The sequence below is a fragment of the Cupriavidus pauculus genome, from assembly GCF_008801835.1.
GTDB classification, from domain to species: domain Bacteria; phylum Pseudomonadota; class Gammaproteobacteria; order Burkholderiales; family Burkholderiaceae; genus Cupriavidus; species Cupriavidus pauculus.
In genome coordinates, this window is sequence record NZ_VZOW01000048.1 from 1 (window position 1) to 17,135 (window position 17,135).

A 17,135-nucleotide genomic window follows, 5' to 3' on the forward strand; every position below is an offset into this window, starting at 1 on the left:
TCGAGAACCAGGGTGGCGTGGCCAGCGGCAAGATCTTCAATATTGGCAATCCTGCCAATATCCATTCGGTGCGCGAACTGGCGGAGATGATGCTGAAGATGGCGGCCGACTATCCGGAGTACGCGGACGAGGCGCGCAAGACGAAGATCGTCGAGACGTCGTCGGGCGAGTTCTATGGCAAGGGCTACCAGGATGTGCAGCACCGCGTGCCGAAGATCGACAACACGATCAATGAGCTGGGGTGGAAGCCCGAGGTGACGATGGAGCAGGCGCTGCGGCGGATCTTCGAAGCGTACCGCGACAAGGTGGTGGACGCCCGCACGCTGGTCGACGCTGGCAACTGAGGCGCGCGGCGCAGTCGGTATTTGCCTGTAGGGCAGGGGCGCGGCGACTGAGGGTAGACTATGCGCCACGCGCGATGGTCGCGCGTGCGAGGTGTCTATCTTTCGGAACGCGCCCCCCATGCACGCTACCGGCAGCACCCTGTCATTCATTCTCGAACGCCGCTGCCTGGCCATCGCCAGCTGGCTCGTGCCGTCGGCGCTGGCGGTCTGTTCGCCCGCCGATGCGCAGGAAACCGCCACGCTGCCCGACGTCGTGGTCAGCGCCAGCCGCAACGAGCAGCGCCGCTTCGATGCGCCAGCCGCCATCGACAGCATCGCGGTCAACCCGTTCACGGCCACGTCGCCTCTGGTCAATCTTTCCGAACTGACGCTGACCAGCCCCGGCATTGCCGTACGCGATCGCCAGAACTATTCGCAGGACCTGCAGATCGCCGTGCGTGGCTTTGGCAGCCGATCCACTTTCGGCGTGCGCGGCGTGCGTCTGTTCGTCGATGGCATCCCGGCCACCATGCCCGATGGGCAGGGACAAGCGTCCACCTTCGACCTGGCCAATGCGGAGCGCGTGGAGATTTTGCGCGGACCGTTCGCGCAGATGTACGGCAACGCGTCGGGCGGCGTCGTGCAGGTATTCACACCTGATCCTCCCACCAAGGGTTTCACCGGCAGGGCTTCGTCGGGCTTCGGTTCCGACGGGCAATGGCAGGCCGGCGTGTCGCTCGGTGGCGGCAACGACAAGCTCGGCGGCACACTCGACGCGTGGACCTATCAGACCGACGGTTATCGCGATCACAGCGCCGCCCGGCGCTATCAGCTCAATGCGAAGATCGTCGCGCAGCCGACGTCCGCGACCCGCATCACCGGACAATTCAACTACTTCAACCAGCCGCTGGCCGAGGATCCGCTCGGACTGACCCGTGCGCAAGCCGAAGCCAATCCGCGCCAGTCCGTGGCCGCCGCCACGCAGTTCAACACGGGCAAGGAAGTGGAGCAGACGCAGGCCGGTGTGGTCGTCGACCATCGACTCGGCGAGCGCGACAGCCTTAGCTTTCGGCTCTACGGCGGCGGCCGCCAGTTGACGCAGCGGCTCGGCTTCAGCGGCGCGGCGCCGTCATCGGCGGGCGGCATCGTCGATCTGGATCGCACCTATGGCGGAGGCGCGCTGTCATGGACGCGCAAGACTACCGCCAACGGCCTGCCGCTGCAGTGGACCGCCGGCATCGAAGCCAATGGCATGCGCGATGCGCGCCATGGCTACGTCAACAACAACGGGCAACAGGGCGCTCTGCGGCGCGACGAAACCGACGAAGCTGCCGACTATGGCGCGTATGCGCAATTCAACTGGACCGTGCATCCGGCCTGGGAACTGGTGGGCGGCGTGCGGGCCAGCATGGTGCGGTTGCGCATCGACGACCATTTCGTCACGGCGGCAAGTCCCGATGACAGCGGCACGTCGACGTATCACAATGTCAGCCCCGTGCTGGGCGCGGTATGGCACGCGCATGAAACGCTCAACGTCTACGCCAATCTTGGCCGCGGCTTCGAAACGCCGACGCTGACCGAAGTGGCCTATGGCCCCGGCGGCACTGGCGCCAATCTGGGCCTGCAGGCATCAACCAGCCGCCAGGGTGAAATCGGCATGAAATGGCAGTCAGGTGGTCAGCGGCTGGAAGCGGCGCTGTTCGATGCGGACAGTCACAACGAAGTGGTGCCGCTATCGAACGACAACGGCCGCACGGTCTACCAGAATGTCGACGGCGTGCGCCGCCGCGGTCTTGAACTCGGATGGCGCGGTGCGTTCGGCGCCGCGCAGCGCTTCACGGCGGGGCTCGGCTACACCTATCTCGATGCGTATTTCGGCGAGTCGTTCGTCAACGCGCAGGGCGCAACCGTGGCGGCCGGCAATCGGCTGCCCGGCACGGCGCGCCACAGCTTCGGCGCGGATATCACCTACCGTCCCTGGGGACAGTGGATGGTTGGCGTGGAAGCCAAGGCCGACAGCAAGGTATACGCCGACGATCTCAACACGCAGGCCGCGCCGGGCTACTTCATCCTTAACCTGAAGACCGGCTACACGTTCAAGCTCGGCGGCACGCAACTCTATGTGTTTGGCCGTATCGACAACGTGGCCGATCGCCACTACATCGGCTCGGTGATCGTCAACGAAGCCAATGGCCGCTACTACGAACCGGCGCCGGGACGCCGTTTCTTCGTGGGCATGCGCGCCTCGATGTGAGCGCGGCGCGCATCGGTCCGGCGTGCGAAGCGGGCGATCTTCGCCGCCCGCACTTGCCAGCCGCGCGCCACGGGCCTAAGGTTGCACCTTTAGCCGCTGCCCCCGTGTCGACGCCATGTCGCTAGCCACGCCCCCCGCCCAGACCGACACCATGCCCCAGGACCCCAAGCTGCGCATCATGCTGTGGGTGGTGGCCGTCGGCTTTTTCATGCAGACGCTCGACTCGACGATCGTCAACACCGCCTTGCCGTCGATGGCGCGCAGCCTTGGCGAAAGCCCGCTGCGCATGCAGTCGGTGATCATCGCGTACTCGCTGACGATGGCCGTGATCATTCCGGCGTCGGGCTGGCTGGCGGACCGCTTTGGCACGCGCACCATTTTTCAGGTTGCCATCGGGCTGTTCGTGCTGGGATCGCTGCTGTGCGCGTGGGCGCCCACGCTGCCGTTCCTGACCGCCGCGCGCGTGGTGCAGGGCGCGGGCGGGGCGATGCTGTTGCCGGTTGGACGGCTGTCCGTGCTGCGCACATTTCCGCGCGAACAATATCTGCAGGCGCTCAGCTTTGTCGCCATCCCGGGCATGATCGGTCCGCTGATCGGACCGACGCTGGGCGGCTGGATCACGCAGACGTTTTCGTGGCACTGGATCTTCCTGATCAACGTGCCTGTCGGCATCATTGGCGCGTTGGCCACGGTGCGGTACATGCCCAACGCGCGGTTGCCGGGCATCGGCCGCTTCGACGCCACCGGCTATGCGTTCCTGGCGATTGCGATGGTCACGCTGTCGTTTTCGCTGGATGGTTTGGCCGAGATGGGCTTCCAGCACGCCACTGTGCTGATGCTGCTGATTGCCAGCATGGCGGCGCTGACCGCCTATGTCCTGCACGCCAACAAGAGTCAGACGCCGTTGTTCCCGCTGAAGCTGTTCCGCATTCACGCGTTCAGCGTGGGCCTGCTGGGCAACCTGTTTGCGCGCATCGGCAACGGCGCGATGCCGTTCCTGATTCCGCTGACCTTGCAGGTCAGTCTCGGTTATTCGCCGCTGAACGCCGGCATGATGATGGTGCCGACCACCGTGGCGGGCATGGCGTCCAAGCGGCTGGCCACGCGCCTGATCGAACGCTTCGGTTATCGTCGCGTGCTGGTGACCAACACGTTCGTGGTGGGACTGGTGATGGCGTCATTCGCGCTGATTTCCCCAACGCTGCCGCTGCCGATTGTACTGGTGCAACTGGCCATTTTCGGCGCGGTGAACTCGGTGCAATTCACGGCCATGAATACGGTCACGCTGAAGGACCTGAGCGGCGTGAACGCCAGCAGCGGCAACAGCATGCTGTCGATGGTGCAGATGCTGTCGATGAGCCTGGCCGTGACCTCGGCGGGCGCGCTGCTGGCCACCTTCCAGGCCGGCATCGGATCGCATCACTTCGACGTGCTGCCCGCGTTCCACGCCACCTTTATCTGCGTGGGACTGATCACCTCCGCATCGGCGTGGATCTTCATGCAGCTGGACCCGGAGCAAACGGCCCCGGCCCCCGCCCAGCCGTCGGAAGAAGTGTAGGGCGCAGACGCCACCAGCCGCCTTCCGCCCCATTCATTTAGCCGCCCATCAATTCGCAAAAGCGGGCGATATCGACATTTCCGCCACTGATGATGACGCCGACGCGTTTGCCTTTCAGCGCGTCCTTCATCTGCGTGACGGCCGCCAGGCCAAGGCAGCCGGTCGGCTCGACGATCATCTTCATGCGCTCGGCAAAGAAGCGCATCGCCTGCACCAGCTGGGCGTCCGATGCGGTGACGATGTCGGTGACGTCGCGCTTGATGATGCCGAATGTGTAGTTGCCGAGATACTGCGTCTGCGCCCCGTCGGCAATCGTCTTGGGCGTGTCGATATGGACGATCGAGCCGCTGCGCAGCGATTGCTGGCCGTCGTTGCCGGCTTCCGGTTCGACACCGTACAACTTGCACTGCGGCGCCAGTGCGCGCGTGGCCAGCGCCGTGCCCGAAAGCAGGCCGCCGCCGCCGAGCGGCGTGAACAGCGCGTCGAGCGTGCCCACTTCCTCGAACAGTTCCTTCGCCGCCGTGCCCTGGCCGGCCAGCACATCGGGATGATCGTAGGGCGGAATCAGCGTCATGCCGTTCTTCTCGGCGAGGTTGCGGCCAATCGCCTCGCGGTCTTCCTTGTAGCGGTCATAGACCACCACGTTGGCACCGTAGCCCTTGGTGGCAGCGATCTTTGCCGCGGGCGCGTCGTGCGGCATCACGATCGTGGCCGGCATGCCGAGCAGTTTGGCCGACAGTGCGATGCCCTGCGCGTGATTGCCCGACGAAAATGCCACCACGCCGCCCTTGCGCTGTTCGGGCGTGAACTTTGACAGCGCGTTGAAGGCGCCGCGGAACTTGAAGGCGCCCATGCGCTGGAAGTTCTCGCATTTGAAAAACACCTCGGCGCCGAGCATGTCGTTGAGCGTACGCGACGTATTGACTGGCGTCCGATTGGCATGGCCGGCGATGCGCTGGGCAGCGGCTTCGACATCCGCGTAGGTGGGCAGGGAAATGGTCGTCATGTTGGTCAGGGTTGCAGTGCGGTGGATTTACCAGGGCCAGGCCATGCGCGTGCCGGCGCCATCGGCCAGGGCCCGTTCATGCAGGAAGCGTGCGACCGTCAGGTCTTGCAGCGCCAGTCCGGTCATGTCGAAAACGGTGATGTCGGTGGGCTTGCGCGTAATCGTCGCCGCGCCGGTCAGCACGTCGCCGAACTCGGCGCAAGGCAGCTCAGGCGCCCACTGGCATTCGCCGATGCTGCGTGCCTGGTCGAGGTCGTCAACCACGATCAGCGCGCGTTCCAGCAGGCCTTCGGGCAGCTCGCGCTTGCCGGTGGTATCGGCGCCCACACAGGTCAGATGCGTGCCCGGCTGCACGGCGTGCGCATCGAACAGCGGGCCGCCGCCGGGCGTGGCGGTGATGACCACGTCGCTATCGGCCACTGCGGCGTTGCGGTCGGTGGCCAGCGTCACACGGCAACGATCGGCAAACAGCGCTTCGAAAGCGGCGCTGCGCGCGCCGTTGGCGCTTATGTATCGCAGCTCGGCAAGCGACGGCATCAGGCGCAGCGCGTAGCTGACCTGCACGCGCGCCTGTACGCCCGTGCCAAACACGCACAAGCGCCGGCTGTCGGCGCGCGCCAGCGCAGTGAGGCCGAGGCCGCCCGCCGCGCCCGTGCGCGCGGTGGTGATGGCGTTGCCGTCAAGCACGCAGAGCGGGCGTCCGGTGGCCGGATCGATCAGCATGATGGTTGCCTGATGCGGTTCGCCGCCGCGCGCGCGATTGCCGGGCCAGAATCCTGCGGCTTTGAAGCCAAGCAGGTTCTGCTTGCCGACGTCGCCCGCCTTGATGCCGAACACGCCGCCGGTGGCGAGTTTCTCGCGGATCACCGGGAACACCCGGCCTTCGCGATGGCTGTGCAGCACGAATGCTTCGCGCACGGCTGCCATGACGTCGTCGGGCAGCAGCGCCGCTTCGACGGCGTGCTTGTCCAGCAGCAGCAACTGCGCGGCGGCGGTGTCGGCGTGGTTGCCGTGCGGGTGGGAAGTGGCGGGCATGTCAGCGTGCATAACTGTAGACGGTGGCGCGCGACACACCGAGATGCGCCGCGATGGTTTCCATGGCGCGGCGCACATCGAGCAGACCCGAGGTCTTCAGTTCGCCCAGCAGCGCGCGCCGCTCTTCCGTCTTCAATGCGCGCGGCGTGGTAGCAAGGCGCGCGGCGAAGGCGTCGATGCGGGCGCGCAGTGCGTCGGCGCCGGTGGGGTCGAGCGTTTCCTTCGGGCCTTCGGCGGCAGTCTGCACGAACTGGCCCATGGCCATCTGCAGGCTGCGAAACAGCGTCAGATCGACATTCATGCACAGCGCGGCGATATAGCGACCGCTGCCGTCCTTGATGCCAATCGACGTGCTTTTGGCTTGCCGTCCATCGGCAAACTGGTTCGCATAGTTGGCCAGTACCTGCGGGTAATCCGGGTCGGTAATGCGCGCCTGGCCGAGTTCGGTGGTGGGATCGCCCACCTCGCGGCCCGACAGGTTGTTGTGGATTGCCAGGATCGATTGCTCCGGATCGAGCAGGTCGTGCACCACGACCTCGCAAAAGGGCGCGAGCGTCTGACCCAGCCCGTCGGCGATCTGCTTGACCTGGTCCAGCAATACACGCTGTTCAGCGGTGCGTTTTGCCATGAGCGCTGCCCATCCCCGACATCAATGATGCTGGACAGTTTGTATAGAGGTGGACGAAATGTCAAGGTTCGGGCATGAAAAAGGCGCGACAAGCACTTGGGCCGTATCGCGCCGGCAGCGCGCGCAGACTTAGGAGGATTGGGTGGATCCGGTGGATGCGATGGATGCGATGGATTCGGTGGGTGGGGTGGAAGTGGCGGAAGTGGTGGATCAGGCGGTTTCTTCGGCCACGCGGATTTCCACCAGCAGCCTGCGCAGTTCCGGCACGCACGAGCCGCAGTTGCCGCCTGCCTTTACGCAGGCAGTGATTTCGGCCGGCGTCTTGAGATCGTGCTTGCGCACGGCATCGCAGATCGTGTTGCGGCCCACGCCGAAGCACGAACAAACGGTTGGCCCGGCATCGGCGGTTTTTTCCAGCGGCTGGCCAAGCAGCAGGCCGATGCGATCGCTGTCTTCGAGCCGGCTCTGCCCGAACAACTGCGACAGCCATGCGCGCGACGGCAGCTCAGCACGGGTCGAGACGTAGATGCAAGCCTCGATCTTGTCATCGACCACATAGCCCGCGTGATAGACGCCGGCGGCGCGGTCTTCGTATTCGAGCCAGTCCGCTTCGGCGTCGTGTACGCCAAGCAACTGGCGCGCCCATGCGCCGCGGTCGGCGATGGCGTCGCGTCCGGCAAATTCGTGGCGCTGGAATTGCCGGCCCTGGATGCGCGTCCAGTACGTCAGCGTATCGGTGCCAACGGGCTGGCGGCTCAGTACGAAGCCATGCCACGAGACCCGGAATTCCTCGACGCGCACTGGCGTGTGCTTGAACTCCGGCTCGCCGGACACCGGGTCCACCGCGGGATTGACCACCGCGCCGACGCGGGCGTCCGAACTGAACTGGTCGTTCCAGTGAATCGGCACGAACACATTGCCGCGTGCAATGCCGCCGCCACAGCGCACGCGCGCCACCATCGCACCCCAGCGGCTGGTCACGCGCGCCAGCTTGCCTTCGCCCACGCCGCACAGCAGCGCGTCTTGCGGGTGCATGTCGACGAACGGCTCGGGGATATGGTCGCTCAGCCGCGCTGCCTTGCCGGTGCGCGTCATGGTGTGCCACTGGTCGCGCACGCGGCCCGTATTGAGGATCAGCGGGAAGTCGTCGTCGGCCGCGTGGGCTGGCGCGCGCGATGCGGTCGGCACGAAACGCGCGCGGCCATCGGCAAATGCGTAGCGCCCATCCTCGAACAGACGCGACGTTCCCGATGTTTCCGGCAGTCCGGATAGTTCCGGCGTTTGCGCCGTCTGCCCGGGTGCGGCGGCGCGGACCGGCCATTGCCGTGGTTCGAAGTCGTCGTAGGCGGCCTTGTCCAATCCGGCCAAGCCGCCGATATCGAACATGCGCGGCGCGTGTCGCGCGTCGTCGGCGCCGTTGCGCCACGCACTGAGTCGCGCATGTTCGTCGAAAATCTCGTGCGGCCCCGCATAGTCGAAGCCGGCAAAGCCCATGCGCCGCGCAACGTCGCACAGGATGTCCCAGTCGGCGCGCGCTTCGCCGGGCGCTGGCAGGAATGCGCGCTGGCGCGAAATGCGGCGCTCCGAGTTGGTCACGGTGCCGTCCTTTTCGCCCCAACCCAGCGCGGGCAGCAGCACATGCGCGGCAGCGTTGGTGTCGGTGTCGGCGACGATGTCCGATGCCACCACCAGCTCGCAGGCGGCCAGCGCACGACGGGCCTGGTCGGCATCGGGGAGGCTGACCAACGGGTTGGTGCCGATCACCCAGACGGCCTTGATCCTGCCTTGCTCGATAGCCTCGAACAGGTCCACCGCCTTGAGGCCGGGCTTGTCCGCCATGGCCGGAGACCCCCAGAAATCCTGCACGATATCGCGATGCAGCGGGTTGGCCAGTTCCATATGCGCGGCCAGCATATTTGCCAGTCCGCCCACTTCGCGCCCGCCCATCGCGTTGGGCTGGCCGGTCAGAGAGAACGGGCCCATGCCGGGCCTGCCGATGCGTCCGCTCAGCAGATGGCAATTGATGATGCTGTTGACCTTGTCGGTGCCCGACGACGACTGGTTCACGCCCATCGAGAACGCGGTCACGACCTTTTGCGTGCCGGCGAACATCTCAAAGAAGGCCCGCACGTCTTGCGCATCGAGCTTGCACGCGCGCGCCAGCGCGTCGATGTCGGCGCCATCGGCATCGGCCACGGCAAGCGTGTCGCCCAGCGCTTCGGTGTGGGTCTGCACAAATGCCTCATCGGTGTGCCCGTGACGCGCCAGATAGCTGAGCAGCCCATTGAAGAGGCGCACATCGCTGCCCGCGCGCAGCGGCAGGTGCAAATCGGCCAGCTCGCACGTTGCGGTGCGGCGTGGATCGATCGCCACGATCTTCATGGCGGGCCGCGCTTCCTTGGCGCGCGTCAGGCGCTGGAACAGGATCGGATGGCACCACGCGGTGTTCGATCCCACCAGCACCACCAGATCGGCCTGGTCCAGATCCTCGTAGTTGCAGGGCACCAGGTCCTCGCCAAACGCGCGCTTGTGGCCTGCCACGGCCGACGACATGCACAGGCGCGAATTGGTGTCGATATTGGCCGAGCCGATGAAGCCCTTCATCAGCTTGTTGGCGACGTAGTAGTCCTCGGTCAGGATCTGCCCGGACACGTACAGCGCGACGGCGTCGGCACCGTGTTTGGCGATCACGTCGGCAAAGCCACGCGCGACCTTGTCGAGCGCGGAGTCCCAACTGACGCGCCGCGGCGACCCATCGGCGTCGCGCACCTGCGGATGGAGAAGACGGCCGTTCAGGTCGACGGTTTCGCCAAGCGCGGATCCCTTGACGCACAGGCGCCCGAAATTCGATGCGTGATCCGCATCGCCCTGCACCTCGACCTGGCCATCGGCGCGCACCGTGGCGCGCACGCCGCAACCGACGCCGCAGTATGGGCAGGTGGTGCGCACGGTGTGAGTGGCGGCGGTGGCAACCACGGAGATATCGGACAGGTTCACGGGTCGGTCTCGCTGGGCGACGAAAGCGCCCTGGTTATGAGGGGGATCAGGCGGCTAGCGCCTCGCACTGTGCCTGGCCGAACAGCAGCCGCTGGCGCAGCGCGCCCACCGGACGGGCGGACTGGATCAGCTCGAAATACCACGGCCCGTCCCGCACATCGCCATACAGCACCGCGCCTACCAGCCGCCCGTCCTGCAGCACCAGGCGCTTGTAGATGCCACGGCGCGGATCGCGCAGCACCAGGTCTTCGCTGCCTTCGCCGCCGATGAAATCGCCTGCGGAATACAGGTCGACGCCGGTCACCTTGAGCTTGGTGGCCGTGGCCTGCTGCACATAGCGGCGATGTCCGGCGCCGGCCAGATGCGCGGCGCACACCCGCGCCTGGTCCCAGATCGGCGCCACCAGACCGAACGTGGCCTGGCGATGCTGCACGCATTCGCCCACCGCGTAGATGCGCGGATCGAATGTCTGCAGCGTGTCGTCGACCACGATGGCGCGCTCGCAGCGCAGGCCGGCGCTGGCGGCCAGTTCGATATTGGGGCGCACGCCGGCCGTCATCACCACCAGGTCCGCCGGAATTTGCGTGCCGTCCTTGAGCAGCACGCCGGTCACGCGGTCCGCGCCGAGAATTCCGGCGGTCTGCGCGTTCAGCAGAAAGCGCAGGCCCTTGCGTTCCAACGCGCCCTTGAGCAGCGCGGCGGCGGGCTTGTCGAGCTGGCGCTCCATCAGGCAGTCGGACAGGTGCACCACGGTCACGTCCATGCCCTGGCGCATCAGCCCGTTGGCCGCCTCAAGCCCGAGCAGGCCGCCGCCGATCACCACCGCGTGGCGATGATTGCGCGCCGCATCGAGCATGGCCTGCACATCCTGGATGTCGCGAAAGGCGATCACGCCGTCGAGCGTGTGGCCGGGCACCGGGATGATGAACGGCTTCGATCCGGTGGCCAGCAGCAGGCGGTCGTAGCGCACTTCGCGGCCGGATGCCGAACGCACGCTGCGGCGTGGGCGGTCGATCGAGACGACCGGATCGCCAGCCAGCAGTTCGATGCCGTGCTGCGCGTACCATTCGCGCGAGTTCAGCATGATGTCGTCGACGGTCTTCTCGCCGGCCAGCACCGGCGACAGCAGGATGCGGTTGTAGTTGCCGTGTGGCTCGGCGCCGAACACCGTGATGTCATACAGGTCCGGCGCCAGCTTCAGCAGTTCCTCGACCGTGCGCATGCCGGCCATGCCGTTGCCGACAACGACCAGTCTGGGTTTGGCATGGGACATAGCGTGCGACGTCATGGGCGGCTTCCTGTGGGGCGAGAAGTGCGAAAAGGGCTGCGTTGTGCTGGGTGGGATGAGGCTTGCGCTTCAGGCGGCCAGCTCTTCTTCCGCGGCGCGTTGCGTCGCCGACGTCGCCACCCACACCTTGCCGTCGTAGACGCGCGCGGCATACGCATCAACGGCGTGTTCGGGGGCTTCAAGGCATTCGCCGGTGCGCAGGTCGAAATGGTGCTTGTAGATCGGCGAGGCCACCACCAAGCGGTCGCCGAGGCTGCCAACCAGGCCGCGCGACAGCACGTTGGCCTGCGCGTTGGGATCGAAATTGGCGATCGCATAGACGTCTTCGCCGCGGCCGATGCGGAACACCGCAACCTGCTGGCGGCCGACCAGCGCGCAGACACCAGTATTGGGCACGATATCGCGCAAGGTGCAAATCGCGGTCCAGGTCTCGGGATGGTGGGCTTGGCTCATCACGTTCTCCTCGTATCAAGCTGCATTTGCGGGCACGGCAACCACGGGGATGTGGCTCAGGCGGGACCGCTGCAATTTCCGTTCCTCCGGCGTTGCCGGGCGAATCTGCCCGCGCGCTTCCAGGAACACGAGGTTGTCGTCGCGCAGGTCGCTGTTGACGAAGTGGCGGAAGCGCTGGCGGGTTTGCGGATCGGTGATGGCCCGCTTCCATTCGTCCTCGTAGGTGTCCACCACGTGCTGCATCTCGGCTTCCAGTTCGGCGCCGATGCCGAGCTTGTCGTCGATCACCACCGACTTCAGGTAGTCGAGCCCGCCTTCGAGGTTGTCGCGCCATGTGCTGGTGCGTTGCAGCCGGTCCGCGGTGCGCACGTAGAACATCAGGAAGCGGTCGACGTAGCGGATCAGCGTGGCGCGATCGAGGTCGCCGGCCAGCAGTTCCGCGTGGCGCGGTTTCATGCCGCCATTGCCGCACACGTAAAGGTTCCAGCCCTTTTCCGTCGCGATGATGCCGACGTCCTTGCCTTGCGCTTCGGCGCATTCGCGCGTGCAGCCCGATACGCCGAACTTGATCTTGTGCGGCGCGCGCAGGCCCTTGTAGCGGTTCTCGATGTCGATCGCGAGCCCCACGGAATCGTCGACGCCATAGCGGCACCAGGTGGAGCCCACGCAGGACTTCACCGTGCGCAGCGACTTGCCATAGGCGTGGCCCGATTCGAAGCCCGCGGCGATCAGTTCTTCCCAGATCATCGGCAGTTCCTCGAGTCTGGCGCCAAACATGTCGACGCGCGCGCCGCCGGTGATCTTGGTGTAGAGGCCGTATTTCTTGGCGACCTGGCCCACGGCGATCAGGCCGTCGGGTGTCACTTCGCCGCCCGGCATGCGCGGCACCACCGAATACGTGCCGTCCTTCTGGATGTTGGCCAGGAAGTAATCGTTGGAATCCTGCAGGCTGGCGTGTTCTTCCTTGAGCACGAATTCATTCCAGCAGGAGGCCAGGATGCTGCCCACGGTGGGCTTGCAGATATCGCATCCAAGCCCCTTGCCATGGGCGGCCAGCAGGTCGTCGAAGGTCTTGAACTTGCCTACACGCACCAGGTGATACAGCTCCTGGCGCGAGTACGGGAAGTGTTCGCAGACATGGTTGTTGACGGCCATGCCCTGCTTTTTCATCTCGGCTTTCATGATTTGCGTGACCAGCGGCACGCAGCCGCCGCACGCGGTGCCGGCCTTGGTGCACGACTTCATCGCGCCGATGCTGGTGGCGCCGTCGCCCACGGCCGCGCAGATCTGGCCCTTGCTGACGTTGTTGCACGAGCAGATCTGCGCGGTGTCTGGCAATGCGTCGGCGCCCAGCGCAGGCTTTGCCTTGCCGTCGGATGAAGGCAGGATCAGGAATTCCGGCGATTCCGGCAGTTCGATGCGATTCAGCATCATTTGCAGCAAGGTGCCATATTCGGCAGCATCGCCAACCAGCACACCGCCCAGCAGATACTTGCCGCAATCGGACACCACGAGCTTCTTGTAGACCTGCTTGCGTTCGTCGGTGAACTGGTATGAGCGGCTACCCGGCACATTGCCATGCGGATCGCCGATGCTGGCCACGTCCACGCCCATCAGCTTGAGCTTGGTGCTCATGTCGGCGCCGGCAAACGCCACGCCATCCGCGATGTCGCCGCGCAGATGTCGCGCCACGACGCGCGCCATGTCATAGCCGGGCGCCACCAGCCCGTAGATCTTGCCGTCCCACAGCGCGCATTCGCCAATCGCGTAGATGTTCGGATCGGATGTCAGGCAGTGATTGTCGATCACGATGCCGCCGCGCGGGCCTACGGCGAGACCGCTGCTGCGCGCCAGTTCATCGCGCGGACGGATGCCGGCCGAGAATACGATCATGTCGGTATCCAGATGCGTGCCGTCGGCGAAATTCATCCGGTGCGTGCCGTCCACGCCATCGACGATGTCGACGGTGTTCTTGCCGGTGTGGGCCTTTACGCCCAGCGCCTCGATCTTCTGGCGCAGCACGCGGGCGCCGCCGTCGTCGACCTGCACGGCCATCAGGCGCGGCGCAAATTCCACCACGTGCGTGGCCAGGCCCATGTCGCGCAGCGCCTTGGCGCATTCCAGCCCCAGCAGGCCGCCGCCGATCACCACACCGGTTTTGGCGCGCTGTCCGCATTCGCGCATCGCTTCCAGATCCTCGATGGTGCGATAGACGAAGGTGTCCTTGCGATCGTTGCCGGGCAGCGGCGGCACGAACGGATACGACCCGGTGGCCAGCACGAGCTTGTCGTAGGGCAGCGTCTCGCCGGTGGACGTGGTCACCGTCCTGGCAGCGGTGTCGATGGCGGTGGCTCGGGCGTTGAGCCGCAGCACCATGTTGTCGTGCGCATCGAAGAAGCCCGGCGCTACCAGCGAGAGGTCGTCGGCCGACTTGCCGGCGAAGAATTCGGAAAGATGGACGCGATCGTAGGCGGGGCGGGGCTCTTCGCAGAGCACCGTCACGTGGAGGTCACGAGCGCCGGCCTCGGCCAGGCATTCCAGCAACTTGTGGCCGACCATGCCATGCCCGACGATGATGATCTTCATGATGCTTTCCTTGTCCCGAAGTGTCGTAACGTGATTCAGTTGGCCAGCGCGCTGTCGTACAGCGCCTGTTCCTGAGCCTTGTGCTCCGCGCTGAAGCGCACGGCAATCGCGCACAGTGCGGCCAGCGTGGCGGCAACGCCCAGATACGTCAGCGTCAACTGCAGATCGCCAAGGCCCTTCATCAGGAAGCCAGCCGCCACCGCGCCGACATTGCCGCCAGCGCCGATGATGCCGGCCACACCGCCAAGTGCCTTGCGATCGATGAACGGCACCAGCGCGTAGGTGGCGCCGCATGCCATATGGGTGAACAGGCCGAACATCAGCATGGCGGCCAGCGCGGTGGCCACACCCGATGCGTGGGCGAAGGCCAGCAGCCCAAGCCCTTCGCCCAGGATGAAGACGAACAACACGACCGCGCGCGCATCGAGTCCGCTGCGCTTTGCCACCTTGTCGGACACATAGCCGCCCAGCGCACGGGCAAACAGGGCCAGCAGGCCAAAGCTGGCGGCGGCCATGCCCGCGGCGGACAGCGACAGGCCGAAGCGGTCGACATAGAACGTGGCGGCGACGTTATGGATGAAGATCTCGACACCAAAGCAGGCGCCGTACGTGACAAACAGCATCCACACGCGATAGTTGGCGCTGGCCGCGCGGAAGCTTGCCCAACCGCCGCCGCCCTTGCCGCCGCTGACGGCGACGCCGCGTGCGCGCAGGTCCGAGAAATTGCCTTCGGGGCAGTCCTGTGTGAAACGCCAGTAGAGAACGGCCATGACCAGCATCAGCACGCCCGGCACGATCAGCGCGATGCGCCAGCCGAGCGCATGATCGACGCCAAGGAACAGCACGGCGGCCAGCAGCAGCGGCATCGCGCCTTGCGCGGCGCCACCGCCCGCGTTGCCCCAGCCGGCCGACGCCGCATTGGCGGTGCCCACCACGTTGGGCGCGAACATCACCGACGTGTGGTACTGCGTGATTACGAAACTGGCGCCCACCGCGCCGATCAGCAGACGGAAGAACAGGAACGTCTCGTAGTTTTGCGCAAAGGCCACGCCGATTACGGGGATGGCGCCGATGGCGAGGAGGCCGGTGTAGGTCTTGCGGGGGCCGAAGCGATCGCACATCGGCCCGATCACGAGGCGCACCAGGATGGTCACCGCTACGGCGGCAATATTGATATTGGCGATCTGGCCCGGCGTCAGGCCGAATTCGCCCTTCAGCACCGGCATCAGCGGCGCGCACGCAAACCACGCAAAGAAGCAGACGAAAAAGGCCATCCAGGTCAGATGGAAGGCGCGCATCTGCGGCGTCTTGAGACTGAGCAGATCGATCCGGGTGGCTTTGCCGTTCATCCTTGGGCTCCAAAAACAAATGGCGTCCCGAGAGCCTGGCCGCATGGGGCCAGTTCTGGGGACGCCGTTGTCCTGACGACCGCTACATGGCATAGCGGCCGCGCTGTGTGGGGTGGGCGGATCGCCGTTGATCGGCCCGCGCTCTATCACGCAAGCGTTGTGCCAGCGGTGGCGCGTATCGTTCTGGGAACTTTCAGGAGGGGAAGCCACGGATGACCGGCGAAATTGTGCCGATCGATACGCTTGAGCGCATCCTGGTGCGGCGCCAGACTGGGGCGCCCGCACGGGGATGGTGCAGTGCAATGTGCGTCGGCGGTGCGCAGTGCGTGCCGTTCAGCGGCGGGTCTGGCGCCAGACCTGGTCCGGCTTAATCCCGGCCGGTGCCGGCGACAGGCCTCGCCATCAATTGCATGTCGGACGGCGCAACCGGTTCGCCCGCTTCATCAATCAGTGCCGCGCGCACCCTGAGGCCGCTCACGCGCGACCGGACCTCGGCCGGTCCCTGGCCGTCGGCTTTCATATGTGCGTCGCCCCATTGCATCAGCCCGACCAGCACCGGCAGCAGTTCCACTGCCGCGCGCGTGGGGTGATAGGCAAAGCGCTCACGCTCGCCCGGCTGCCGGTATCCGACCTTGCGCAGAAGTCCGGCGTCGGTCAGCGTCTTCAGGCGCGCCGACAGCACGGCCGGCGAGCATTGAAGGCGGGTAAGAAAATCGTCAAATCGGCGCACGCCCGAAAACACGTCCCGCAAGATGAGCATCGTCCACTTTTCACCGATCAGCGAAAGCGCCGCCGCGATCGAGCAGTCGGCGAACTGCGCGATGGGCGTCGACGGGGCGGTGGTCGGCGCAGAGGTGGTAGGCGCAGAGGCGGTAGGCGCGGAAGTGGTCGGCGATTCGGTCGTCATGCGTTTCAGCATAGCAGGCTAACTTCATTTGCAAAAGTCAGGGTTTCGACTATAGTTCTGACTATTAAAAATGTAGTTAGGGGTGGGCGATGGGATACCCGGGAAATGACGACGCCGCAGGCGGGCCGATTGCCGAAGCGGTTGCCGAAGCGGTTGCCGAAGAGAACTGGACGGTGCGCGGCGGCGTCTCGGTGACAATGCGGCCGGCACGCTCTGGCGACTATGCCGGACTACGTGCATTTGTCGACGGCCTGTCCATGGAAAGCCGATATTTCCGATTCCTGACCGGCGGACGCGTGGCCGATGACACCATCCGCGGATTTGTCCACCATCGCCCTGGGCGCGATGTGGCAGTGGTGGTGACCCACCGTGCCGCCGACGGGCGCGAATCGATCGTGGCCAACGCCGAGTATGTGGTCAACCCGGACGGCGTGGCCGAGCTTGCGGTAGTGGTCTCCGACGACTGGCAGGGCCAGGGACTTGGCCGCCGGCTGATCCAGCGCTTGCAACAACTGGCGCGTGCTGGCCGTCTGCATGGCATGCGTGGTGATGTGCTCAGCGAGAACCGTCGCATGCTGGCCATCATGCGCGACTGCGGCTTTTCCGCCCGACGCAACCCTGAGGACAGCCGTCTGCATGAAGTCAGCCTGACGCTGCACGAGACCCCCAAGCGCGTGCGCAACGATTGGCTGCCCCGGGACTGGTTTGCGGCGAGGTAAGCCGCGAAACCGCTGTCTCCGCCGCATTTCTT

General features: G+C 65.7%; 13 protein-coding genes and 1 pseudogene. 5 read left to right on the forward strand and 9 right to left on the reverse strand.

The genetic code is table 11. The features are described from left to right. From F7R19_RS27435 to mdtD, 3 genes and pseudogenes are all read left to right on the forward strand, one after another. Nucleotides 1–344 (forward strand): annotated as a pseudogene (locus F7R19_RS27435) (bifunctional UDP-4-keto-pentose/UDP-xylose synthase); the annotation flags it as partial. Between the two features lie 118 nt (nt 345–462). Then, the gene (locus F7R19_RS27440; protein WP_150982713.1) at nt 463–2,577 is read left to right on the forward strand and encodes a TonB-dependent receptor family protein; all 2,115 of its coding nucleotides are present in this window, start codon (nt 463–465) and stop codon (nt 2,575–2,577) included. Between the two features lie 115 nt (nt 2,578–2,692). Continuing rightward, nucleotides 2,693–4,135 (forward strand): multidrug transporter subunit MdtD, encoded by a 1,443-nt coding sequence (gene mdtD / locus F7R19_RS27445; protein ID WP_223506172.1) that lies wholly within the window; start codon nt 2,693–2,695, stop codon nt 4,133–4,135. Nucleotides 4,136–4,172: 37 nt separating this feature from the next. On the opposite strand, the gene F7R19_RS27450 is transcribed toward mdtD, so the two are convergent. From F7R19_RS27450 to F7R19_RS27495, 9 genes are all read right to left on the reverse strand, one after another. After that, nucleotides 4,173–5,141 carry a threo-3-hydroxy-L-aspartate ammonia-lyase gene (locus F7R19_RS27450; RefSeq protein ID WP_150982715.1) on the reverse strand — a complete coding sequence of 323 codons (969 nt, stop codon included), beginning with the start codon at nt 5,139–5,141 and terminating at the stop codon, nt 4,173–4,175. 27 nt (nt 5,142–5,168) lie between these two features. Beyond that, on the reverse strand, nt 5,169–6,176 hold the full coding sequence (locus F7R19_RS27455; RefSeq protein WP_150982717.1) for an ornithine cyclodeaminase family protein: 1,008 nt from the start codon (nt 6,174–6,176) through the stop codon (nt 5,169–5,171). A gap of 1 nt (nt 6,177) precedes the next feature. Then, on the reverse strand, nt 6,178–6,804 hold the full coding sequence (locus F7R19_RS27460) for a helix-turn-helix transcriptional regulator (RefSeq protein ID WP_150982719.1): 627 nt from the start codon (nt 6,802–6,804) through the stop codon (nt 6,178–6,180). A 210-nt stretch (nt 6,805–7,014) separates the two neighbouring features. Beyond that, nucleotides 7,015–9,801: a nitrate reductase gene (locus tag F7R19_RS27470; protein WP_150982721.1), complete on the reverse strand. Its 2,787-nt coding sequence runs from the start codon at nt 9,799–9,801 to the stop codon at nt 7,015–7,017. Between the two features lie 46 nt (nt 9,802–9,847). After that, entirely contained in the window at nt 9,848–11,089 is a 1,242-nt protein-coding gene (locus tag F7R19_RS27475; RefSeq protein WP_223506170.1) for an NAD(P)/FAD-dependent oxidoreductase, read from the reverse strand. A gap of 69 nt (nt 11,090–11,158) precedes the next feature. Next, on the reverse strand, nt 11,159–11,542 hold the full coding sequence (gene nirD / locus F7R19_RS27480) for a nitrite reductase small subunit NirD (protein WP_150982723.1): 384 nt from the start codon (nt 11,540–11,542) through the stop codon (nt 11,159–11,161). A 15-nt stretch (nt 11,543–11,557) separates the two neighbouring features. Next, nucleotides 11,558–14,128 (reverse strand): nitrite reductase large subunit NirB, encoded by a 2,571-nt coding sequence (nirB, locus tag F7R19_RS27485; RefSeq protein WP_150982725.1) that lies wholly within the window; start codon nt 14,126–14,128, stop codon nt 11,558–11,560. Between the two features lie 35 nt (nt 14,129–14,163). After that, the gene (locus F7R19_RS27490; protein WP_150982727.1) at nt 14,164–15,477 is read right to left on the reverse strand and encodes an MFS transporter; all 1,314 of its coding nucleotides are present in this window, start codon (nt 15,475–15,477) and stop codon (nt 14,164–14,166) included. Between the two features lie 367 nt (nt 15,478–15,844). Further along, nucleotides 15,845–16,237: a winged helix-turn-helix transcriptional regulator gene (locus tag F7R19_RS27495; RefSeq protein WP_263289901.1), complete on the reverse strand. Its 393-nt coding sequence runs from the start codon at nt 16,235–16,237 to the stop codon at nt 15,845–15,847. Between F7R19_RS27495 and F7R19_RS30345 the strand changes: the two genes are divergently transcribed. Further along, complete coding sequence (locus tag F7R19_RS30345; RefSeq protein ID WP_223506382.1) at nt 16,230–16,406, forward strand: hypothetical protein; 177 nt, start codon at nt 16,230–16,232, stop codon at nt 16,404–16,406. The genes F7R19_RS27495 and F7R19_RS30345 overlap by 8 nt on opposite strands. Before the next feature lie 67 nt (nt 16,407–16,473). Beyond that, nucleotides 16,474–17,103: a GNAT family N-acetyltransferase gene (locus F7R19_RS27500; RefSeq protein ID WP_150982731.1), complete on the forward strand. Its 630-nt coding sequence runs from the start codon at nt 16,474–16,476 to the stop codon at nt 17,101–17,103. The last annotated feature ends 32 nt before the right edge of the window (nt 17,104–17,135 follow it).

Excerpts from the sequence above, each read along its gene's own strand:
- F7R19_RS27440 (WP_150982713.1), top strand. The coding sequence starts at position 463 with ATGCACGCTACCGGCAGCACCCTGTCATTCATTCTCGAACGCCGCTGC.
- mdtD (WP_223506172.1), top strand. The coding sequence starts at position 2,693 with ATGTCGCTAGCCACGCCCCCCGCCCAGACCGACACCATGCCCCAGGAC.
- F7R19_RS27450 (WP_150982715.1), bottom strand. The coding sequence starts at position 5,141 with ATGACGACCATTTCCCTGCCCACCTACGCGGATGTCGAAGCCGCTGCC.
- F7R19_RS27455 (WP_150982717.1), bottom strand. The coding sequence starts at position 6,176 with ATGCCCGCCACTTCCCACCCGCACGGCAACCACGCCGACACCGCCGCC.
- F7R19_RS27460 (WP_150982719.1), bottom strand. The coding sequence starts at position 6,804 with ATGGCAAAACGCACCGCTGAACAGCGTGTATTGCTGGACCAGGTCAAG.
- F7R19_RS27475 (WP_223506170.1), bottom strand. The coding sequence starts at position 11,089 with ATGACGTCGCACGCTATGTCCCATGCCAAACCCAGACTGGTCGTTGTC.
- nirD (WP_150982723.1), bottom strand. The coding sequence starts at position 11,542 with ATGAGCCAAGCCCACCATCCCGAGACCTGGACCGCGATTTGCACCTTG.
- nirB (WP_150982725.1), bottom strand. The coding sequence starts at position 14,128 with ATGAAGATCATCATCGTCGGGCATGGCATGGTCGGCCACAAGTTGCTG.
- F7R19_RS27490 (WP_150982727.1), bottom strand. The coding sequence starts at position 15,477 with ATGAACGGCAAAGCCACCCGGATCGATCTGCTCAGTCTCAAGACGCCG.
- F7R19_RS30345 (WP_223506382.1), top strand. The coding sequence starts at position 16,230 with ATGAGCATCGTCCACTTTTCACCGATCAGCGAAAGCGCCGCCGCGATC.
- F7R19_RS27495 (WP_263289901.1), bottom strand. The coding sequence starts at position 16,237 with ATGCTCATCTTGCGGGACGTGTTTTCGGGCGTGCGCCGATTTGACGAT.
- F7R19_RS27500 (WP_150982731.1), top strand. The coding sequence starts at position 16,474 with ATGGGATACCCGGGAAATGACGACGCCGCAGGCGGGCCGATTGCCGAA.